This window comes from Ancylobacter gelatini, assembly GCF_022601675.1.
Lineage (GTDB): Bacteria > Pseudomonadota > Alphaproteobacteria > Rhizobiales > Xanthobacteraceae > Ancylobacter > Ancylobacter gelatini.
This window is the reverse complement of sequence record NZ_JAKVIL010000007.1, coordinates 120,498-136,406: the sequence shown is the minus strand read 5'-3', so window position 1 is coordinate 136,406 and position 15,909 is coordinate 120,498. Positions and strand designations below refer to the sequence as shown.

General features: G+C 66.3%; 15 protein-coding genes, 1 tRNA gene and 2 pseudogenes. 6 read left to right on the top strand and 12 right to left on the bottom strand.

The genetic code is table 11. From position 1 onward, the window contains the following. Positions 1-12: 12 nt before the first annotated feature. Positions 13-540 carry a DUF6428 family protein gene (locus tag MKI84_RS13950; RefSeq protein WP_241620417.1) on the top strand — a complete coding sequence of 176 codons (528 nt, stop codon included), beginning with the start codon at positions 13-15 and terminating at the stop codon, positions 538-540. On the opposite strand, the gene MKI84_RS13945 is transcribed toward MKI84_RS13950, so the two are convergent. Then, a complete protein-coding gene (locus MKI84_RS13945) occupies positions 537-1,241 on the bottom strand; it encodes an MFS transporter (RefSeq protein ID WP_241620415.1) in 705 nt (234 codons plus the stop codon). The genes MKI84_RS13950 and MKI84_RS13945 overlap by 4 nt on opposite strands. Before the next feature lie 146 nt (positions 1,242-1,387). On the opposite strand from MKI84_RS13945, the pseudogene MKI84_RS13940 reads away from it, so the two are divergent. Together MKI84_RS13940 and tcuB are read left to right on the top strand one after the other, a co-directional pair. Continuing rightward, positions 1,388-2,544, top strand: a pseudogene (locus MKI84_RS13940) (FAD-binding protein); the annotation flags it as partial. Beyond that, positions 2,531-2,689 (top strand): annotated as a pseudogene (tcuB, locus tag MKI84_RS13935) (tricarballylate utilization protein TcuB); the annotation flags it as partial. The pseudogenes MKI84_RS13940 and tcuB, both read left to right, overlap by 14 nt. Before the next feature lie 211 nt (positions 2,690-2,900). Here the strand turns inward: tcuB and MKI84_RS13930 are convergent. From MKI84_RS13930 to MKI84_RS13910, 5 genes are all read right to left on the bottom strand, one after another. Continuing rightward, positions 2,901-3,824, bottom strand: coding sequence for a beta-keto acid cleavage family enzyme (locus MKI84_RS13930; RefSeq protein WP_241620413.1), 924 nt, complete (start codon positions 3,822-3,824; stop codon positions 2,901-2,903). A gap of 23 nt (positions 3,825-3,847) precedes the next feature. Continuing rightward, positions 3,848-5,356, bottom strand: a complete 1,509-nt coding sequence (locus MKI84_RS13925; protein WP_241620410.1) for a tripartite tricarboxylate transporter permease — start codon at positions 5,354-5,356, stop codon at positions 3,848-3,850. Between the two features lie 22 nt (positions 5,357-5,378). Further along, a complete protein-coding gene (locus MKI84_RS13920) occupies positions 5,379-5,891 on the bottom strand; it encodes a tripartite tricarboxylate transporter TctB family protein (RefSeq protein ID WP_241620408.1) in 513 nt (170 codons plus the stop codon). A gap of 26 nt (positions 5,892-5,917) precedes the next feature. Next, the gene (locus tag MKI84_RS13915; RefSeq protein ID WP_241620407.1) at positions 5,918-6,871 is read right to left on the bottom strand and encodes a tripartite tricarboxylate transporter substrate binding protein; all 954 of its coding nucleotides are present in this window, start codon (positions 6,869-6,871) and stop codon (positions 5,918-5,920) included. A gap of 97 nt (positions 6,872-6,968) precedes the next feature. After that, the gene (locus tag MKI84_RS13910; protein WP_241620405.1) at positions 6,969-7,910 is read right to left on the bottom strand and encodes an NAD(P)-dependent oxidoreductase; all 942 of its coding nucleotides are present in this window, start codon (positions 7,908-7,910) and stop codon (positions 6,969-6,971) included. A gap of 294 nt (positions 7,911-8,204) precedes the next feature. Between MKI84_RS13910 and MKI84_RS13905 the strand changes: the two genes are divergently transcribed. The 3 genes from MKI84_RS13905 to MKI84_RS13895 all read left to right on the top strand — a co-directional run bounded on the left by MKI84_RS13905 (position 8,205) and on the right by MKI84_RS13895 (position 10,901). Then, positions 8,205-9,026 (top strand): sugar phosphate isomerase/epimerase family protein, encoded by an 822-nt coding sequence (locus MKI84_RS13905; RefSeq protein ID WP_241620404.1) that lies wholly within the window; start codon positions 8,205-8,207, stop codon positions 9,024-9,026. 76 nt (positions 9,027-9,102) lie between these two features. Then, entirely contained in the window at positions 9,103-10,074 is a 972-nt protein-coding gene (locus MKI84_RS13900) for a D-2-hydroxyacid dehydrogenase (protein ID WP_241620401.1), read from the top strand. 86 nt (positions 10,075-10,160) lie between these two features. Next, entirely contained in the window at positions 10,161-10,901 is a 741-nt protein-coding gene (locus MKI84_RS13895) for a GntR family transcriptional regulator (RefSeq protein ID WP_241620399.1), read from the top strand. Positions 10,902-11,014: 113 nt separating this feature from the next. On the opposite strand, the gene MKI84_RS13890 is transcribed toward MKI84_RS13895, so the two are convergent. From MKI84_RS13890 to MKI84_RS13865, 6 genes are all read right to left on the bottom strand, one after another. Beyond that, a tRNA-Ala gene (locus MKI84_RS13890) sits at positions 11,015-11,090 on the bottom strand. 127 nt (positions 11,091-11,217) lie between these two features. Continuing rightward, on the bottom strand, positions 11,218-12,201 hold the full coding sequence (locus tag MKI84_RS13885; RefSeq protein WP_241620397.1) for an NADPH:quinone reductase: 984 nt from the start codon (positions 12,199-12,201) through the stop codon (positions 11,218-11,220). Positions 12,202-12,204: 3 nt separating this feature from the next. Beyond that, positions 12,205-13,425 (bottom strand): CaiB/BaiF CoA transferase family protein, encoded by a 1,221-nt coding sequence (locus MKI84_RS13880; protein WP_241620395.1) that lies wholly within the window; start codon positions 13,423-13,425, stop codon positions 12,205-12,207. A 70-nt stretch (positions 13,426-13,495) separates the two neighbouring features. After that, a complete protein-coding gene (locus MKI84_RS13875; protein ID WP_241620393.1) occupies positions 13,496-14,287 on the bottom strand; it encodes an IclR family transcriptional regulator in 792 nt (263 codons plus the stop codon). An 18-nt stretch (positions 14,288-14,305) separates the two neighbouring features. Next, positions 14,306-15,448, bottom strand: coding sequence for a thiolase family protein (locus MKI84_RS13870; protein WP_241620391.1), 1,143 nt, complete (start codon positions 15,446-15,448; stop codon positions 14,306-14,308). Next, a complete protein-coding gene (locus MKI84_RS13865) occupies positions 15,445-15,864 on the bottom strand; it encodes a Zn-ribbon domain-containing OB-fold protein (protein ID WP_241620389.1) in 420 nt (139 codons plus the stop codon). The genes MKI84_RS13870 and MKI84_RS13865 overlap by 4 nt, the downstream gene beginning before the upstream one ends. Positions 15,865-15,909: the final 45 nt, after the last annotated feature.

Below are 15,909 nucleotides of genomic sequence, written 5' to 3'. Positions count from 1 at the left end.
GGATAATCGATCATGCAGCCGAACGCCAGCCCCTCCCATATGGATTTTTTTAACGGCGACGCCTCCACCGGCGGCATCCTGGCCGCGCTGGCGCCGCATGACGGCAAGGCGCTGGTCATGGAATATGGCGGGCGCATCATTCGGCCCGGCTATCACCTGACCGAGGTCAAGGCCGGCAGCTTCGTCACGCTGGACTGCGGCGGCAATCCCGATTCATGGCGCGAAACCGTGCTGCAGGTCGAGGACCTCGCGCCCGGGGGAGAGACGGCCTTCATGAGCGTTGGAAAGTTCCGCGCGATCCTCGATCAGGTCGGCCGGCGCATCGCACTCGATCCCGAGGCGCGGCTGACCTTCGAGGTCGGCCCACCCGGTGCGGCGATGCAGGTGTTCGATGCCGGCCGGCTGGAGATCGGGGACGAGCGCGTGACGCTTCGTCTGGTGCCGCGCGCGGCCATCTGCAAGCCCCGGCACCGGGAGGCGCTCGCGGCGCCGGCACCCGCCTGCTGCGCCGCGCCGGCCGCACGCTCGTCCTGCGGCTAATCTGCCGAGCGCGAAGGCGGCGCGACCGTGGCGGTCGGCTCGCGCGTGAACACTCCGCGCCGGGTGATGGCGACGGCGATCAGGCACAGCGCGCAGGCCACCGCCGCCGCGCCGATCAACGGTGCCAGCCCCAGCCATTCCGCCAGCATGCCGATCAGCGCCGCGCTCGCGGCCGGTCCGATCCGGAAGATCAGCCCGTACAGCGCCATGGTCCGGCCGCGGAATTCCCGCACGGCGAAGAGCTGCGCCAGCGACTGCATGCCGATATTGCACATCACATGGCCAAGGCCCGCCAGTGCGATCAGGACGATGGCGAGCTGGCCACTTCCGGCGAGGCAGAATCCGACCAGCGCCAGCGCCATGCCGATGCCCGCGCCATAGGTGACGCGGGCCAGCGCGGGAATCGGGCGCCGGCGCAGCATCCACGCCCCGCCCGCCAGCGCGCCGATGCCCTGCGCACTCATCAGCAGCGACAGCATGGCCGGCCCTCCGCCGAGCATCTTGCCGGCAATGGCGGGGAACAGCTCGGTGAAGGGGCGGCCGAGCAGCGAGAACGCCAGCACCATCAAGAAGATGGTCGCCACCGGCGGCGTATGGGCGATATAACGGTAGCCGGCGAAGACATCGTTCAGGAACGCGCTACGGCGGGCGGCCCCGGGCCGGTTCAGCGCCGGACGCAGGCCGAGCAGCACCAGCGCCATGACGCCACCCGAATGAGCGCGGCACTGACGTCGCTTCGTCTCGGCCAAGGGAAGCGAGAGGTGTCGGTCGTTCATTCCCGGCGCGGAGCGGGCGGGCCCTACGACGCGCTGGCGATTGCCGGGGGCAAAGCCGCACTGTGCGCCGCCATACTCGTCACACCCGCAACATGCGCTGTGCGCCCAGCACGGCGACCGAGATCCTCACCGGCCCCGACAGCGAGGAGGCGTTCTTCGACGATCTGCTGCGCGTCATCGGCGGCCAGACCAATGAGGAGTTGGCGCGCCACATGATCTGATCCACGAATCCAAGGAGATGCCGCACTGGATCGTGGAACAGGACGTGCGCTTCCAGCCTCTCTCGGCGGCACGCTCAGCCTCGGGCGCACCAACTCGTTCGTCCTTGGCGGCGGGCACGCCATGCTCAACGCGCTCTACCGCACGGCGGAGGGTCTCGGCGTAGAACTCGATGTCCAGAACGGTCGCTTCCGCGTAGCCCCCGTCCATCAGGAAGGGTACGATGCGCGTCGCGGCCGGCGCGCTGGTCGCAGCCGCCGGAGGCTTCGAGGCCAATATCGAATGGCTGAAGGAAGGCTGGGGCGACATCGCCGAAAACTTCCTGATCCACGCGCCCCCTATAATCGCGGCACGGTGCTGAAAATGCTGATGGGCGCCGGCGTCGATACGATCGGCGACCCGGCGCAGTGCCACGCCGTGCCGATGCCCGCGCGCCGAAATTCAATGGCGGCATCATCGCCCACCTGGACCGCGTGGTGTTCGGCATCGTCGTGAACCAGAACTGCGAGCGCTTCTCCAATGAGGGCGAGGACATCTGGCCCACGCGCTATGCCATCTGGGGTGGTCTGGCAGTTCCCGCCGGTCACCGGCGCCGGCATCAAGGAACTGGCGGGCAAGCTGAACCTCGATCCGGCGAAGCTGCGCGCGACCGTGGACGGCTTCAACGCCGCCATGCAGCCGGCACCTTCAACGACAATATCCTCGACGAATGCCGGATCGCGGGGGTGTCACCGCCCAAGAACCATTGGGCGCGGCGTATGGAGCAGAACCCGTTCTACGCCTATTCGGTGCGGCGAGGCATCACCTTCACCTATCTGGGCACGCGGGTGAACCGAGAGCCCAGATGTTCATGGCCGGAGGCGAGCCGGGACAGAACATGTTCGCCGCCGGCGAGATCACGGCCGGCAACGTGCTCGGCAGGGGCTACGCCGCCGGCATCGGCGTGACCATCGGCAGCGTCTCCGGCCGGATCGCGGGACGGGAGGCCGCCGACAATGCACGCCACTAATGCGCTCACCGAAGCCGACCGGCTAATGACGACCTGCAATTCCTGCCGCTCTTGCGAAGAGCTGTGCGCTGTGTCCCGGCCATGGATGCGGCGCTCCTTCGCCGATGGCGACCTGAACTACCTTGCCAATCTCTGCCATGGCTGTTCATGGAACTGCGCGCGCTCTGGCGCGCACCCGAGAGCGCGAGCCGGAGGGGTCGCGCTCACTCGGCATCGGCAGAACAGATGCCCACCAGGGCCGCTGATCATCAGCGACACCGTGTTCATGGTGCCGCGCCCGACCTCCGATCGTGTGATCCGGGCGATGGCTCTTTGAAGAAAAAAGCCGGAGCGCCGCGCACTCCGGCAGTAGGCCCTCAGGCAGCTTGTGTGACGCGCTTCTCCCGCGCGGGCAGACCCAGCATTTGCCGGGCTTCCGCCGGCGTCGCGATCGGGCGGCCATAGCCACGCGCGAGGTCGGCGAAGAACTTCACCAACTGGCCATTGGTCGGGTAGCCGAGCTCGGGATATTCATAATCGCCGATGCCGATCGAGATGTGGCCACCCAGTTCCATGGCAAGCGTCGCGGCGGGCAGCAGGTTGCCCTCCTTGCAGTTGCAGGTCCATTCGACCTGCTTGCTCGTCGGCATGGCGCGGATATAGGCCATCGCCTCGTCCGTAGTGCAGCGATGGCCGCCGACGATGCCGCCTTCGCAGAAGCAGAGCTGGATGAAGCCCGGCTCCTTGAACACCCCCATGTCGAGCAGCGCATCGGTCTGACGCAGGAACGGGATTGTCCAGCACGACAGATGCGGGCGGATGCCGTTCTCGTGCATGCGCTCGGCCAGGAACATGGTGGTCTTCACCGTGTTCACATAGGTATGATCGGTGGTCTCGAACTGCTTGCGGTCATAGTCGTAGACGTCGAGATTGGTGCTGCCTACGTCGATCGCCGCCATGTCGGCGCGGGCATTGGGGTCCTCGCCCATCTTCACGATATGTGCCGAGCGCGCCTCGTCGCCCTTGATCGTGTTCTGGCCCAGCGTCGAGTCGATGATCAGGTCGGTACGCTCGCGGATCTTGCGGACGATATCGAGGTAGACTTCGGGATCGTAGCATCTGCCGCCATCGGGATTGCGGGCGTGGAAGTGAATGATCGCCGCGCCCGCGGCCTCGCACTCCACCGCCGCATCGGCGATCTCGTCGGGTGTGAACGGTATATTCGGGTTCTTGTCCCGCATCTTGTACTCGTTCACCCGGGCGAGGATGATGAACTTCTTCTTGGAAATCGCGGGGATCATGTTGGTTACTTCCTTTCGTTAAGTCACGATTCCTGAGGGCGCGAGACCTGCGAGCCGTCGCGACGCTGCCGGAACTGCCGGTAGAGGGGATGGAGGATGAAGATCGCCGAGATGGTGAGCAGCCCGAGGCTGATGGGGTTCTGGAAGAACACCATGTGGTCGCCATTGGTGATGAGCAGCGAGCGCCGGTAATTGGCCTCGATCATGTAGCCCAGCACCACGGCCAGCACGAAGGGCAGGAACGGAAACCGCAAGGCCCTCAGCAGATAGCCGATCACGCCGATCGCCAGCACGAGATAGAGGTCGAACTCGCTGCCGTTGACCGAATAGATCCCCGAGAAGATGAGGCCGAAAATGCCGGCGCGCAGATAGGCGCGCGGGCGGTTTACCAGCCAGATGATCGGGCTGAGGATGACCAGGCCGAAGACGAACATGCCAAGATTGGCGACGAACAAGCCGCCGAACAGCTGGTACACCACATCGGGGTGAGCCGAGAACAGGTTCGGACCCGGATGCAGGCCGTGGATCAGCAGCGCCGCGAGCAGGATCGCCGCCGTGGCCGTGCCCGGAATGCCGAAGCTGAGCGTCGGGATCAGCGCGGTGAGCGCCACCACATTGTTCGCGGTCTCCGGCGCGATCACGCCTTCCTCGGAACCCTTGCCGAACTTCTCGGGCTCTTTCGACCAGCGCTTGGCCTCATTATAGGAGATGAAGGCCGCGATGGAGCCGCCGCCGCCCGGCGTCAGGCCTTCGATGGTGCCGAAGATGATGGCGATGATCTGCGGCACGCGCAGTTGCCACAGCTTCTTGAGGCTTGGCAGCTTCAGCCGCGAGGAGCGTTCCGTGATGTCCTCGGGATAGTCGCGTTCTCGGGCCTGCATCAGCAATTCGGTCACGGCGAACACGCCCATCATGACGATGATCACCGGGACGCCGCCCATCAACTCGGGAAAGCCGAAGGTGAAGCGCATCACCCCGGAAACCGGATCGGTGCCGATGGTCGCGACCATGAGGCCGAGCACACCGGCGATCAGGCCCTTGATCACCTGCCCCTCGGAGAGCGAGGCGATCACGCTGATGCCGAGAATGCCGAGCGCGAAATAGGCCGGCGGCGTGAACCAGAGCGCGACCTTGGACAATTGCTGCGTCAGCACGCTGAGCAGCAGCAGGCCGACGAACCCGCCGATCGTGCCGCCAACCAGCGAGAGGCCGAGCGCCTCGCCGCCGCGTCCCTGGCACTGCATGGCGTAGCCGTCGACCACCGTCGCCGCTGACGAGCCCGAGGCGGGCGTGCGGATCAGGATCGCCGGGATCGAACCGCCATATTCGGAGCCGATGTAGATGGCGCCGAGCAGTACCAGCGCCGCCGACGGCTCCATGCCGTAGGTAAAGGGCAGGACCAGCGACATGGCGATGGCGGTGGAGATGCCCGGCAGCGCGCCGCCGCACATGCCCCACAGCACGCCGGCGACTGCGGCGAGCAGAATGGAGGGGGAGGTCATCCCCTCCCAAACATAATAAAGATTGGTCATGCTCGATCCAATTCCCGACGGATCACGGCCGCGACGTGTGGAGAGCGGCGAAGAGATCGGGCCAGATCCCTTCCGGCATCCGCACCCCGAGCAGCGTGATGAAAATGAGATGGAAAACGACGGCGCCGATGACGGCGAACATTCCGATGCCGAGGGTCAGCCGGCGATTGTAGAAGACGCCGACCGTGATCAGCAGCAGCCCCATGGCCACCGTGTAGCCGACATAGGGCAGCAGCACGGTGTAGAGGATCGTCACCACCAGCAGGGCTGCTGCCATCAGATGACCGCGCCGCTCGGTGACCCGGTCGGCCTCGGTCTCCTCGAAGATGTCGGCCGGCGGGCTGGACGAGCGGGACAGCACGCCCTGCGCGATCAGGAGAAGCGACAGCCCACCCAGAGCGAACGCCAGCAATTTCGGAAGTCCGTCAGCTCCGACGCTGCCGCTCATCGGGCTCTTGGGTATGACATCGGCCTGGAACCAGTAGATTCCGGCCAATGCGACAAGTACAACGCCAGATATGATCTGCGTGGGCATGTCGTCATCCTCCCTTGGCTATCTCGTCACCCCTTGATCAGGTTGTTGGCCAGGAAGAATTCTTTCTGCTGAGTGCCGAAATTGTTGATGAACGCCTCGAAATCCGTGTGGTTCTGGAAGGCGGGGATCAGCGCACCCTCTTCGTACCACTTCTTGAACGCAGGGTCGGCGAGCATCTTCGGTACCGCGTCTTCCCACGCCTTGATGACTTCGGGGGAGACATTCCTAGGGCCGATGATGCCGCGGAACTTCTGGACCACCATGTCGATGCCCTGCTCGCGGGCGGTCGGCAGGTCGGGGAAGCCGTTGATGCGCTTCTCGGTATAGGCAGCGATGGGGCGGATCTGCCTGGCATCGAGCTGGCCGCGCAGTTCTGCCGCTTCGCCGATGGCGAAGTCCGCGGTACCGTTCAGCACGCTCAGGAGGGCATCGCCGCCGCCGTCATGGCTGATGACCGTGATCGTGGTGCCAGTCTTCTGCATCAGTTCGATCATGGTCTGGGTTTCCAGCCCGCCGGGCTCACCCACCGCCACCTTGACCGAATTCGGCGCCTTCTTCGCCGCCTCGACGACATCCTTGAGGGTCTTGTAGGGACTGTCCTCGCGCACCACCACGATCACCGAGTCCAGAAACAGGCGAACGATCGGCTGCAAATCGCTATAGCCGACCGGCGGCTTGCTCAGCAGGGACGTGTTCACATAGGTCGGCGACACGCCCATCAGCATGCTGCCGTCGCCCCGGCTCTTGCCGAGCAGCGCCATAGCCTTGGCGCCCGAACCGCCCGTCACGTTTTCAACCGCGAAGTTTGCAGCGATATGCCGGTTGGCGGCATCAGCGACCGCACGCAGAAACAGGTCGCCACCGGAACCGGGACTTGATTGCATTACCATGGTGCTGGTGGAGACCGGGTAGGGAATCTTGTCCTGGGCGAGCGCCGCACCGTTCATCGCCACGGCGGCAAACGAGGCCAGCGCCGCCAACTTCCACGTCGTCTTGCAGAGCGTCTTGGTCGTCATTGCTTCTTCCTCCTCTAAACCCGGCTATTGTTTCTTGCCGGTCTTTTTCACTGTCCGGCGCTTAGCCCCGGTTCAGCGGTTCCTTCTCCCTCAGCACCTGCAGTTCTTCCTGCGGCACCTGGATGGTGACCCCCGCACGCTCGGTCTGCAGCCTCATGGGGGATCGGGAATCATCGGCACCCCAGCCGCGATTGAGCGCTTCGGTCATTTCGGCGAAGGCGAGATTGGCGAGCCGCATCGGCACGCCGAGTTCGCGCGCGAGTTCCGTGGCGAGCGCGACATCCTTGTGCGCGAGGTTCAACGCGAAGGAAGGCGTCTCGAAGCGGGCCGGGAGGAACTGGTCGGCAAGGCGGTCAATGGTACTCTGGCGGCCGAGCGACCCCTGTCGCACCGCCGCGAACAGGTCGAGCGGCGGCACGCCAGCCTTGACGCCGAGCGAGAACACCTCGGCGAGCACAATGTTCATCGTGTAGTTCGCGCAGTTGTGGACCAACTTGGCGACGGTGGCGCTTCCGATGGCGCCCAGAAAGCGCACCTGGTCGCCCATGGCCTCCAGCACCGGCAGGCTGGCGTCGAACGCGGTGCGGCTGCCGCTGGTCCAGATGGCGAGCTTGCGCGAGGCCGCGCCCTTAGGCCCTCCGCTGACCGGCGCGTCAAGCATGTCGACGCCCCGATCCGCCAGCGTGTCGAACAGGCGGCGCACGACAGTCGGTGAATTGGTCGAGAGGTCGATGAAGCAGCTTCCGGGCCGCAGCCCGGCGAGCAGGCCGTCCCCGCCGGCCATGACCGCCTCCACCGTAGGAGGATCGGGCAGGCTGCCCAGCACCACGTCGCATTGCGCGGCGAGTTCGCGCGGGGCCTCGCTCCAGACGGCGCCCTTGGCGAGCATCGCCTCGGCCGATGCACGGCGCCGCGAGTGCACGAAGATGGGATAACCCGCGGCAATAAGATTGTTCGCCATCGGCGCACCCATGGCGCCGAGGCCGACGAAACCGACCTTCATAGTCCCTCCCGGGCCGAAGCGAACTGAGCCGCTTTCTGCTCCGCATGACCGCGCCGGCGTTTCCCGCCGTGCGCATCGTTTCCTCACGCTTACCCTCTCCCGACGATACTTTATTGTCAACAATGATTTTTACGATGCCGGGCAAATTTCAATCATATCGTCTATTTCAGGTTCGTTATTGGTCATTTCACGATGAGATTGTTGACATATCGAATTTCCGGTGCTCTTTTCGCCGCGGCATTGTCAACAATGGGCCGGCAGGAGCACCCCTCGGCCCAATTCGGGAGACGGAACATGAGCTTGCGGGATCGCATCGGCGTCGACCTCGGCCAGCGCAACAAGATCGAGGACGGGCTAGCGGCTGCGGTCGCGCACGGCATCAAGTACCTGGACCTCAAGATCGACGTGGCGCCCAACGCCATCGAAACCCTGACACCCGAGCGCATCAGGGGCATTCGCGACGTCTGCGACGCTCATGGCATCCATGTCGGCATCCACACCATGTCGGCCGTCAACATGGCCGAATACGCCCCCCATGTGCGCGACGGCGTGGAGCGCTACCTCACAGGACATATGGACGCCTGCAAGAAGCTCGGCGGCGAATGGATGGTGATCCATGCCGGCTACCACTTCACCTCCGACGTGAAGCTGCGCATGGAAGCCGGCCTGGAGCGTATCAAGCGCCTTGTCGACTATGCCGAGAAGATCGACCTCACACTGCTGCTCGAAAATATGAACTGGGAGCCCGACGACGCCGAGGTCCACTACCTCGCGCATAATGTCGAGGAGGCCCGGTATTATTTCGACCGTCTCGACTCGCCGAAGCTGCGGTGGGCCTTCACCGCCAATCATGCCCACATCGTGGAAGACGGGGTGGATGCCTTCCTCGAAGCCTTCGACATCCGCCGCTGCGACGAGGTCCGCCTCGCCGATTGCTGGCGCAACGGCAAGGAGGAGCACCTCCTTCCCGGCAAGGGCGATTTCGACTTCCCTCATCTGTTCCGCCGGCTGGACCAGCTCGGCTTCGAGGGCCACTACATGAACGCCTTCGGCACACTGCAGGACATGATCGACGGCCGCGAAAAGCTCGCCGAGCTCGGCGAAGCCGTGAACTGACGCAGCCGACCCGCATCCCAGGAGCCTCGCGCGGCGGCTTGCCTCTCTTTCCGCCGCGCCTTTTTTGGAGCCCGCCGTGTCACGCCCCGAAAAGCCGCTGATTGTCTTCCTCGATCGGGAAACGCTGCCCGACGACATTTGCGTCCCTGCTCCCGGATTCGATCACGAACTGAAGGTCTACGCGGCGACCTCGGCCGATCAGGTCGCCGAGCGCATTGCGGGCGCGCATATCGTGGTGACCAACAAGGTGCCGCTCCGTGCCGACGTCATCGCACGTGCGCCGAACCTGTCCTTCATCGCGATTGCCGCGACCGGCTACGATATTGCCGATGTCGAGGCGTGCCGGGTGGCAGGCATCAAGGTGTCGAACATCCGCAATTACGCCGCCAACACCGTTCCCGAGCACACTTTCGCGCTGATTCTGGCGCTGCGCCGAAGCCTCATTCCCTATCGCGCCTCGGTGGCGAGCGGCCGCTGGATCGAGACCAACCAGTTTTCCTATTTCGACTATCCGGTCCACGACCTGTCCGGCTCGGTGCTCGGCATCATTGGCGACGGCGTGATAGGTCAGGCGGTGGCGACCATCGGGCGCGCCTTCGGCATGACGCCGCTGTTCTCCGCCTATAAGGGCGTCGAGGGCATGGGCCCGCTCTACACGCCGTTCGAGGAGGTGCTGCGCCGCAGCGACGTCCTAACCCTGCACGCCCCCTTGATGCCCTCGACGCGCAACATGGTCGGGCGCGCGGAATTCGCGCTGATGGAGCGCCGACCGCTGATCATCAACACCGCGCGCGGCGGGCTGGTCGACGAGGAAGCGCTCGCCGAGGCGCTGGAGGCGGGCCAGGTGGCAGGCGCCGGCTTCGACGTGGCAACGGTGGAACCGCCTCCGCGCGCGCATGTCATGATGCGGCTGCTCGAGCGAGAGAATGTCATCCTGACGCCCCATGTCGCGTGGTCGAGCCGCGAAGCGATCCAGAGCCTCGCAAACCAGCTCGTTGAAAACATTGAAATGTTTTGGGCTGGCACTCCGCGGAACCTCGTCACGTGACGACGCATGCACAACCGCCCAAGGGGCGGTTTCATCGATCCGAGCAGGACTCTATACTGAGGGAGGCAGTTTCGGACACGATACGCATGTTGACGACCGAGAGCATGACGCGGGCCGACCGCATCTTTCGCGAGTTGGAGTTCGAGATCGTCAGCGGCAAGCTGTCGATGGGAACCAAGCTCGGCGAGGAAACTCTGGCGGCCCGGTTCGGCGTCAGCCGGGGGCCGCTGCGCGAGGCGCTACGCCGGCTCGAAGGCGGCGGCCTCGTGGTGCGCCTGCCGCATCTGGGGGTGCGCGTGGTGCAACTCTCCACCATGGACCTTGCCGAGATCTACGAGATTCGCGAAGTGCTGGAAGGGCTGGCCGCGCGGCTCGCCGCCGAGCGGATGACCGAGGAAGAGCGCGCGGCCCTCAAGACGCTGCTGCAGGAGCATCTCGACCTCGCCAATCACGAGGGCACAATCTATCCGCAGGCTTTCGGCGACGAGGACATCCATTACCGCATCGCCAAGGGCGCAAAGTCCTATCTGCTCAAGCGACTGCTGTGCGGCGACCTCTATTCGCTGATCCGCCTGTGCCGCTACCGCACCACCGGGCCAGACCAGGTTCCGGCCTATCGCGACCACATCCGCATCATCGAGGCGATCGCCGAGGGCGATGGCCAGATGGCGGAAATCCTCATGCGCCGGCACATCGTCGCCGCGCGCCACCGGTTGGTGCAGACCGAGAACGAACCGCCGGGCACGGCCCTCGGCTCCAAGGTCCCCGCCATGCTGCGCGATCTCAGGGAAATGGTCGAGACCATGCAGAAGCCCTCGGACATCTGAAGTCCGACGCGACGCCTGAACCTGCTTACGTGGACACGCATCGCGCGGCCTGCGCCTTTGCGCGTTCCGGGAGGCTTGAACCTATGCATTTGGGATATTTCGTGCCGGAAGCTTGGTGGAGCCGAGGGGATTTGAACCCCTGACCTCTGCAGTGCGATTGCAGCGCTCTCCCAACTGAGCTACGGCCCCACGCTTCAGGCCGCGCCTTGTACGAGGGCGGCGGCCTTGCTGTCAAGGCGCCTTAAAGGGCCGCCCACATCCTGTTGCGACTGCCGCGAATCCGCCAATGCCGGGCCTCGCGGAAGCGCTCGCGCGCTTAATCCTTCAGTTCCAGCACGACCTTGCCGTGACTGCCAGCCTCGACCGCCTCATGCGCTTCGGGGCAGCGCTCCAGCGGTAGCACGCACCCGATCGCCGGGCGGAACTCGGTCTGCGTCAACAATCTCGTCACCCGCTCCAGCGCCGCCGCATTGCGCGCCGGAGACAGGCGGTAGACGTTGAAGCCGTGGATCGCCAGCCCCTTCTGCCGGACATCGCGAATCGGCACCTGTGCCTCGTTTCGCGCCGAGCCATAGGTGACGATGGTGCCCTCGGACGCCGCCACCGCGACCAGGAACCCGCCGAGAGCGGAGAAATCGACATCGATGGACAGATCGATGCCCCGACCGCCGGTCGCCCGCGCCAGCTCCGTCGCCGCTTCCGCCCCGCTATCGGCGAGGATATGGCACGCGCCGATCGCGCGCACGCGCTCGCGGCGGGACGGGGCGCGCACCAGGGCGAACACGTTCGCCCCGGCGAGTGCCGCCAGCGCGACGGCATAGGACCCCACCGCCCCGCCTGCCCCGGTGATCAGCACGTTGCGCCCGGCAATGTCGCCATAACCGCCAACCGCATGGGCGGCGGTGACGCCGGGCACGCCGACGGTCGCGGCCTCGACGAAGGACAGGCCGGCCGGCATCTCGACGGCGAATTCCTGCGGCAGGGCGACGAACTGTGCGGCGGTGCCGAAGGCGCGCTCCTGCTGCGCCCGGTACAGGAGGACCCTTTGTCCGACGCGCTCATCCGCCACGCCAGGCCCGACGCCGACGATGATCCCCGCCCCGTCGCTGTGCGGGATGATGCGGGGATAGGGCTGCACCCGGCCTGGCGCGCCGGCGCGCTGCTTCACATCGGACGGGTTGACCCCGGATGCATTGACACGGACCAGAACGTCGCCCGACCCGGGTGTTGGCGGGTCGGTCTCGCCATACTCCAGCACCTCGCGGGCCGGGCCCTGCCGGCAATACCACACCGCGCGCATGGTTCAGGCCTCGACCGGCGTGGCGTGGGACAGTGCCACCGCGCGGCTATCCACCAGGCGGTCGATGGCGGCATCGCTCAGACCGAGAATGCCCTTGAGCACCTCATGCGTGTGCTCGCCGAGCTGCGGCGGGTAGCCCGGCTCGGGGCTTTGCGCCTCGGCGAAGCGGAGCGGATCGCCCATCACCCGGACGGAGCGCCCGCCGTCCTCAATTATGCGGATCATGCCGCGATGGAGGATCTGCGGGTCGTCCATCACCGCGTCGAGCGTCTTCACCACGCTGGCCGGCACCGCTTCACCCTCCAGCCGTGTCACCCATTCGGCGGCCGTGGCGCTGGCGAAGGCCGGCTCCAGCAGTGCCCACAGCGCCTCGCGATGGACGAAGCGCTCGCGATTGGTGCGAAAGCGCGGGTCCTCGGTCAGTTCGGAGAGCCCCAGCACCCGGCACAGCCCCTGCCACATGCGCTCGGTATTGGCGGTGATGACCACCTCTTGGCCGTCAGCGGCGGTGAAGGAGCGATAGGTCGGAATCGAATCGTGCCCGCTGCCCTGCCGGCCGGGCACATGCCCGGAATGCAGGAAATAGGCGCCCTGATAGGAGAGCATCGCCGCTTGGCAATCCAGCATGGCGATGTCGATGGCGTCGCCGCGCGTGGTCCGCTCGCGACGGAACAGCGCCCCGAGAATGCCGATGGCGGCGTACATGCCGGCGGCGATGTCGCCGATCGGGATGCCCGAGCGCACCGCGCGGCCTTTCGGCTCGCCGGTCAGGCTCATGCCGCCGGACAGGGCCTGCACGATCATGTCGTAGGCCGGCTTGTCGCGATACGGCCCGTCCTGCCCGAAGCCGCTGATCGAGCACCAGACCAGTTCGGGCCGCTCGGCGCGCAGGCGCTCCTGGTCGATGCCGAGCTTGGCGACCACGCCGGGGCGGAAGTTCTCCACGATCACGTCGCAGGACGCCGCCAGCGCGTTCAGGACCTCGCGCCCGGCGGCCGTCTTGAGGTCGACGGCCAGGCTTTTCTTCGAGCGGTTGACCGCGATGAAATACACGCTGTCGCGCCCGACGAAATGCGGCGGGATATGCCGGGCAAGATCGCCCTCCGGCGCTTCGGCCTTGATCACCTCGGCGCCCAGATCGGCCAGGATTTGCGTGCAGTATGGGCCGGAGAGAAATTGTGTGAAGTCGAGCACCTTGATGCCCGCCAGCGGTGCGTCCTTCATCCTTGCGCCTCGTTCTCGCTTCTGGACCGCCCGGCCCTGGGGCCGGGCGCGGTCGCGGGTTTCAATCGTGTCAGCCGGCGCGCGCCAGCAGCCGGGACGCCGCCGCCTTCAGGCTGGCGACGTAGACTTCCTTGTGCAGGGGTTCGTAGCGGGACGCGGGTATGGTCAGGCCGAGCGAGCCGACGACGCCCGAACCGCTGACGCGCAGCGGCACGGCGATGCCCACCGCGTCGGCGACCTTCTCGCCCCTTGTCAGCGCATAGCCCCTGGCGGCGACCTCGGTCAGGCGCTCGCGCACGCTTGCCTCGTCAAAAGAGCCGTCGGAGGCCGAACGCCGCTGCGGCTGGCCCATCACCGCCTGCTGCTCGCGCACGCCAAGAAAGGCTAGGATCGCCAGACCCGACGCGCCCCACACCAGCGGCAAGCGCACATACATGTCGATCTCGTAGCGCAGCGGCTGCGGGCTGTCGGCCTTGGCCGCGAAGATCATCGCGCCGGAAGCGGGCTGGTGCAGCGCCAGCAGCGCGGTCTCGTCGCTCTCGCGCGCGAGGTCGGCGAGAATTGGCGCGGCGAGGCGCGGCAGGCTTTCCTGGCTGAGGATGCGGTTCGACACCCGCAACCATTCCAGCCCCGCGCGGTAGCGCCGGCGCTCCGGATCGCGCTCGACATAGCCCTCGGCGCTGAGCAGGTCGAGCAGCCGGTGAGCGGTGCTCATCGGCAGGTGAAGCGCGTCCGACACCTGCTTCACCCCCACTTCGCCGCCGGCATCGGCGATGGTGCGCAGCACCGCGAGCGCGCGCGCAACGGTGCCGCTGGCGTCGAGCCGCGAGGCCGAGAGCGGCTGGTCGTGAACGAGTTCCATCTTCGGGCGCGCCATGGTTCAGGCCCGCGCGAAGATATGGATGGCGCAAGCGCCATGGTCGAAGCCGGTGATGCCGCCGCCGGTGGCATGGCTCAGCCCGATCCGCGCGCTCTCGACCTGCCGGGCTCCGGCCTCGCCGCGGAGTTGGCGCACGATCTCCACCGCCTGCGCCGCGCCGGTGGCGCCGATCGGATGCCCCTTGGCCAGCAGCCCGCCGGACGGGTTGACCGGAATGCGCCCGCCGATCGCGGTCTCGCCCTCGCTGATCATCCGCCCGGCCTCGCCGCGCCCGCAAAAACCGAAGGCCTCGTAATAGAGCAGTTCAGCGATGGAGAAGGCGTCGTGCACCTCGGCGACGTCGATCTCGTCGGGGCCGAGACCGGCTTCCTCATAGGCCTCATGGGCACCACGCACGGTGATTTCGGGGATCGTCATGTCGCGATAGCCGGGCGTGTAGCGGCCGGAGGTCAGGTCGGAGGCGAGAACCTTGATGGCGCGATTCCCGAGCTGGGCCGCGACCTTCTCGCTCGCCACCAGCAGCGCCGCCGCGCCGTCGCCGGTCGGGCAGCATTGCAGCAGGGTGAAGGGATCGGCCACCGGGCGCGAGGCCAGCACCTGCTCGACCGTCACCGGTTCGCGCATCTGCGCGTCGGGATTGAGCGCGCCGTTCTTGCGGTTCTTCACCGAGACTCCAGCGAGTTGCTCCGGCGTCAGTTCGTAATCGTGCATGTAGCGCTGGGCGCGCATGGCGTAGAGAGCAGGCATCATCATGCCCTGGCTGACATCCCAGTCCTCCAGTTCCAGCGGCAGCACGCCGCCACCGAACTTGGTCAGCTTCTCGACGCCGAGCACCAGCACGACGTCATGCTGTCCGGCGCGCACTGCCGTCACCGCCTGCCGCAGCGCGGTCGATGACGAGGAACAGGCATTCTCGATATTGGTGACGGGGATGCCGGAGAGGCCGATATGGCCGAGCACGCGCTGGCCGGTCATCATGCCGCCGAAGGTGGTGCCGCAGAACGCCGCCTCGATCTTGCGCGGATCGATCCCGGAATCGGTGATCGCCGCCTTGACCGCCGGCCATGCCAAGTCGACCACGGTGCGCTGGGGGAACTTGCCGAACGGGACCATGCCGATCCCGATCACATAAGCGGTGCTCATTGCGGCTGCTCCCCGGCTGCGAACATGAAGGTGGTAATGGCTTCGCCCTCTGCGGAGGTTCCGACCTGGCCGAGGGTGAGGTGGACCGGCCCGCCGATCGCCAGCGCCGCCGAGTTGCGCAGGTGGGAGAACAGCCGCACCCCGTCGGGCAGGTCGACATAGCCGACGACCAGCGGCTTGTTCCATTGCGCCGGGCCGACATGAACCTGGGTGAAGCTGTAGAGCGTGCCTTCCGAGGGCAGCGGCGCGTCGGCCACGTCCTCGCTCATGCAGGCGCAGCATACGGTGGTCTTGGGGAACATCCGGGTGTGGCAGGCACGGCATTCGCCGCCGACCAGCACCGGCCGGCCCTGCGCGTCCACCGAGGCGGCCCCACCGGGCAGCCACATCGATCGGGTCTGGGGAGGAGAATTCATAGCGGCATCCTCATGAAGGCGGGTCTCGTGTGAAGCTGCGGCCCG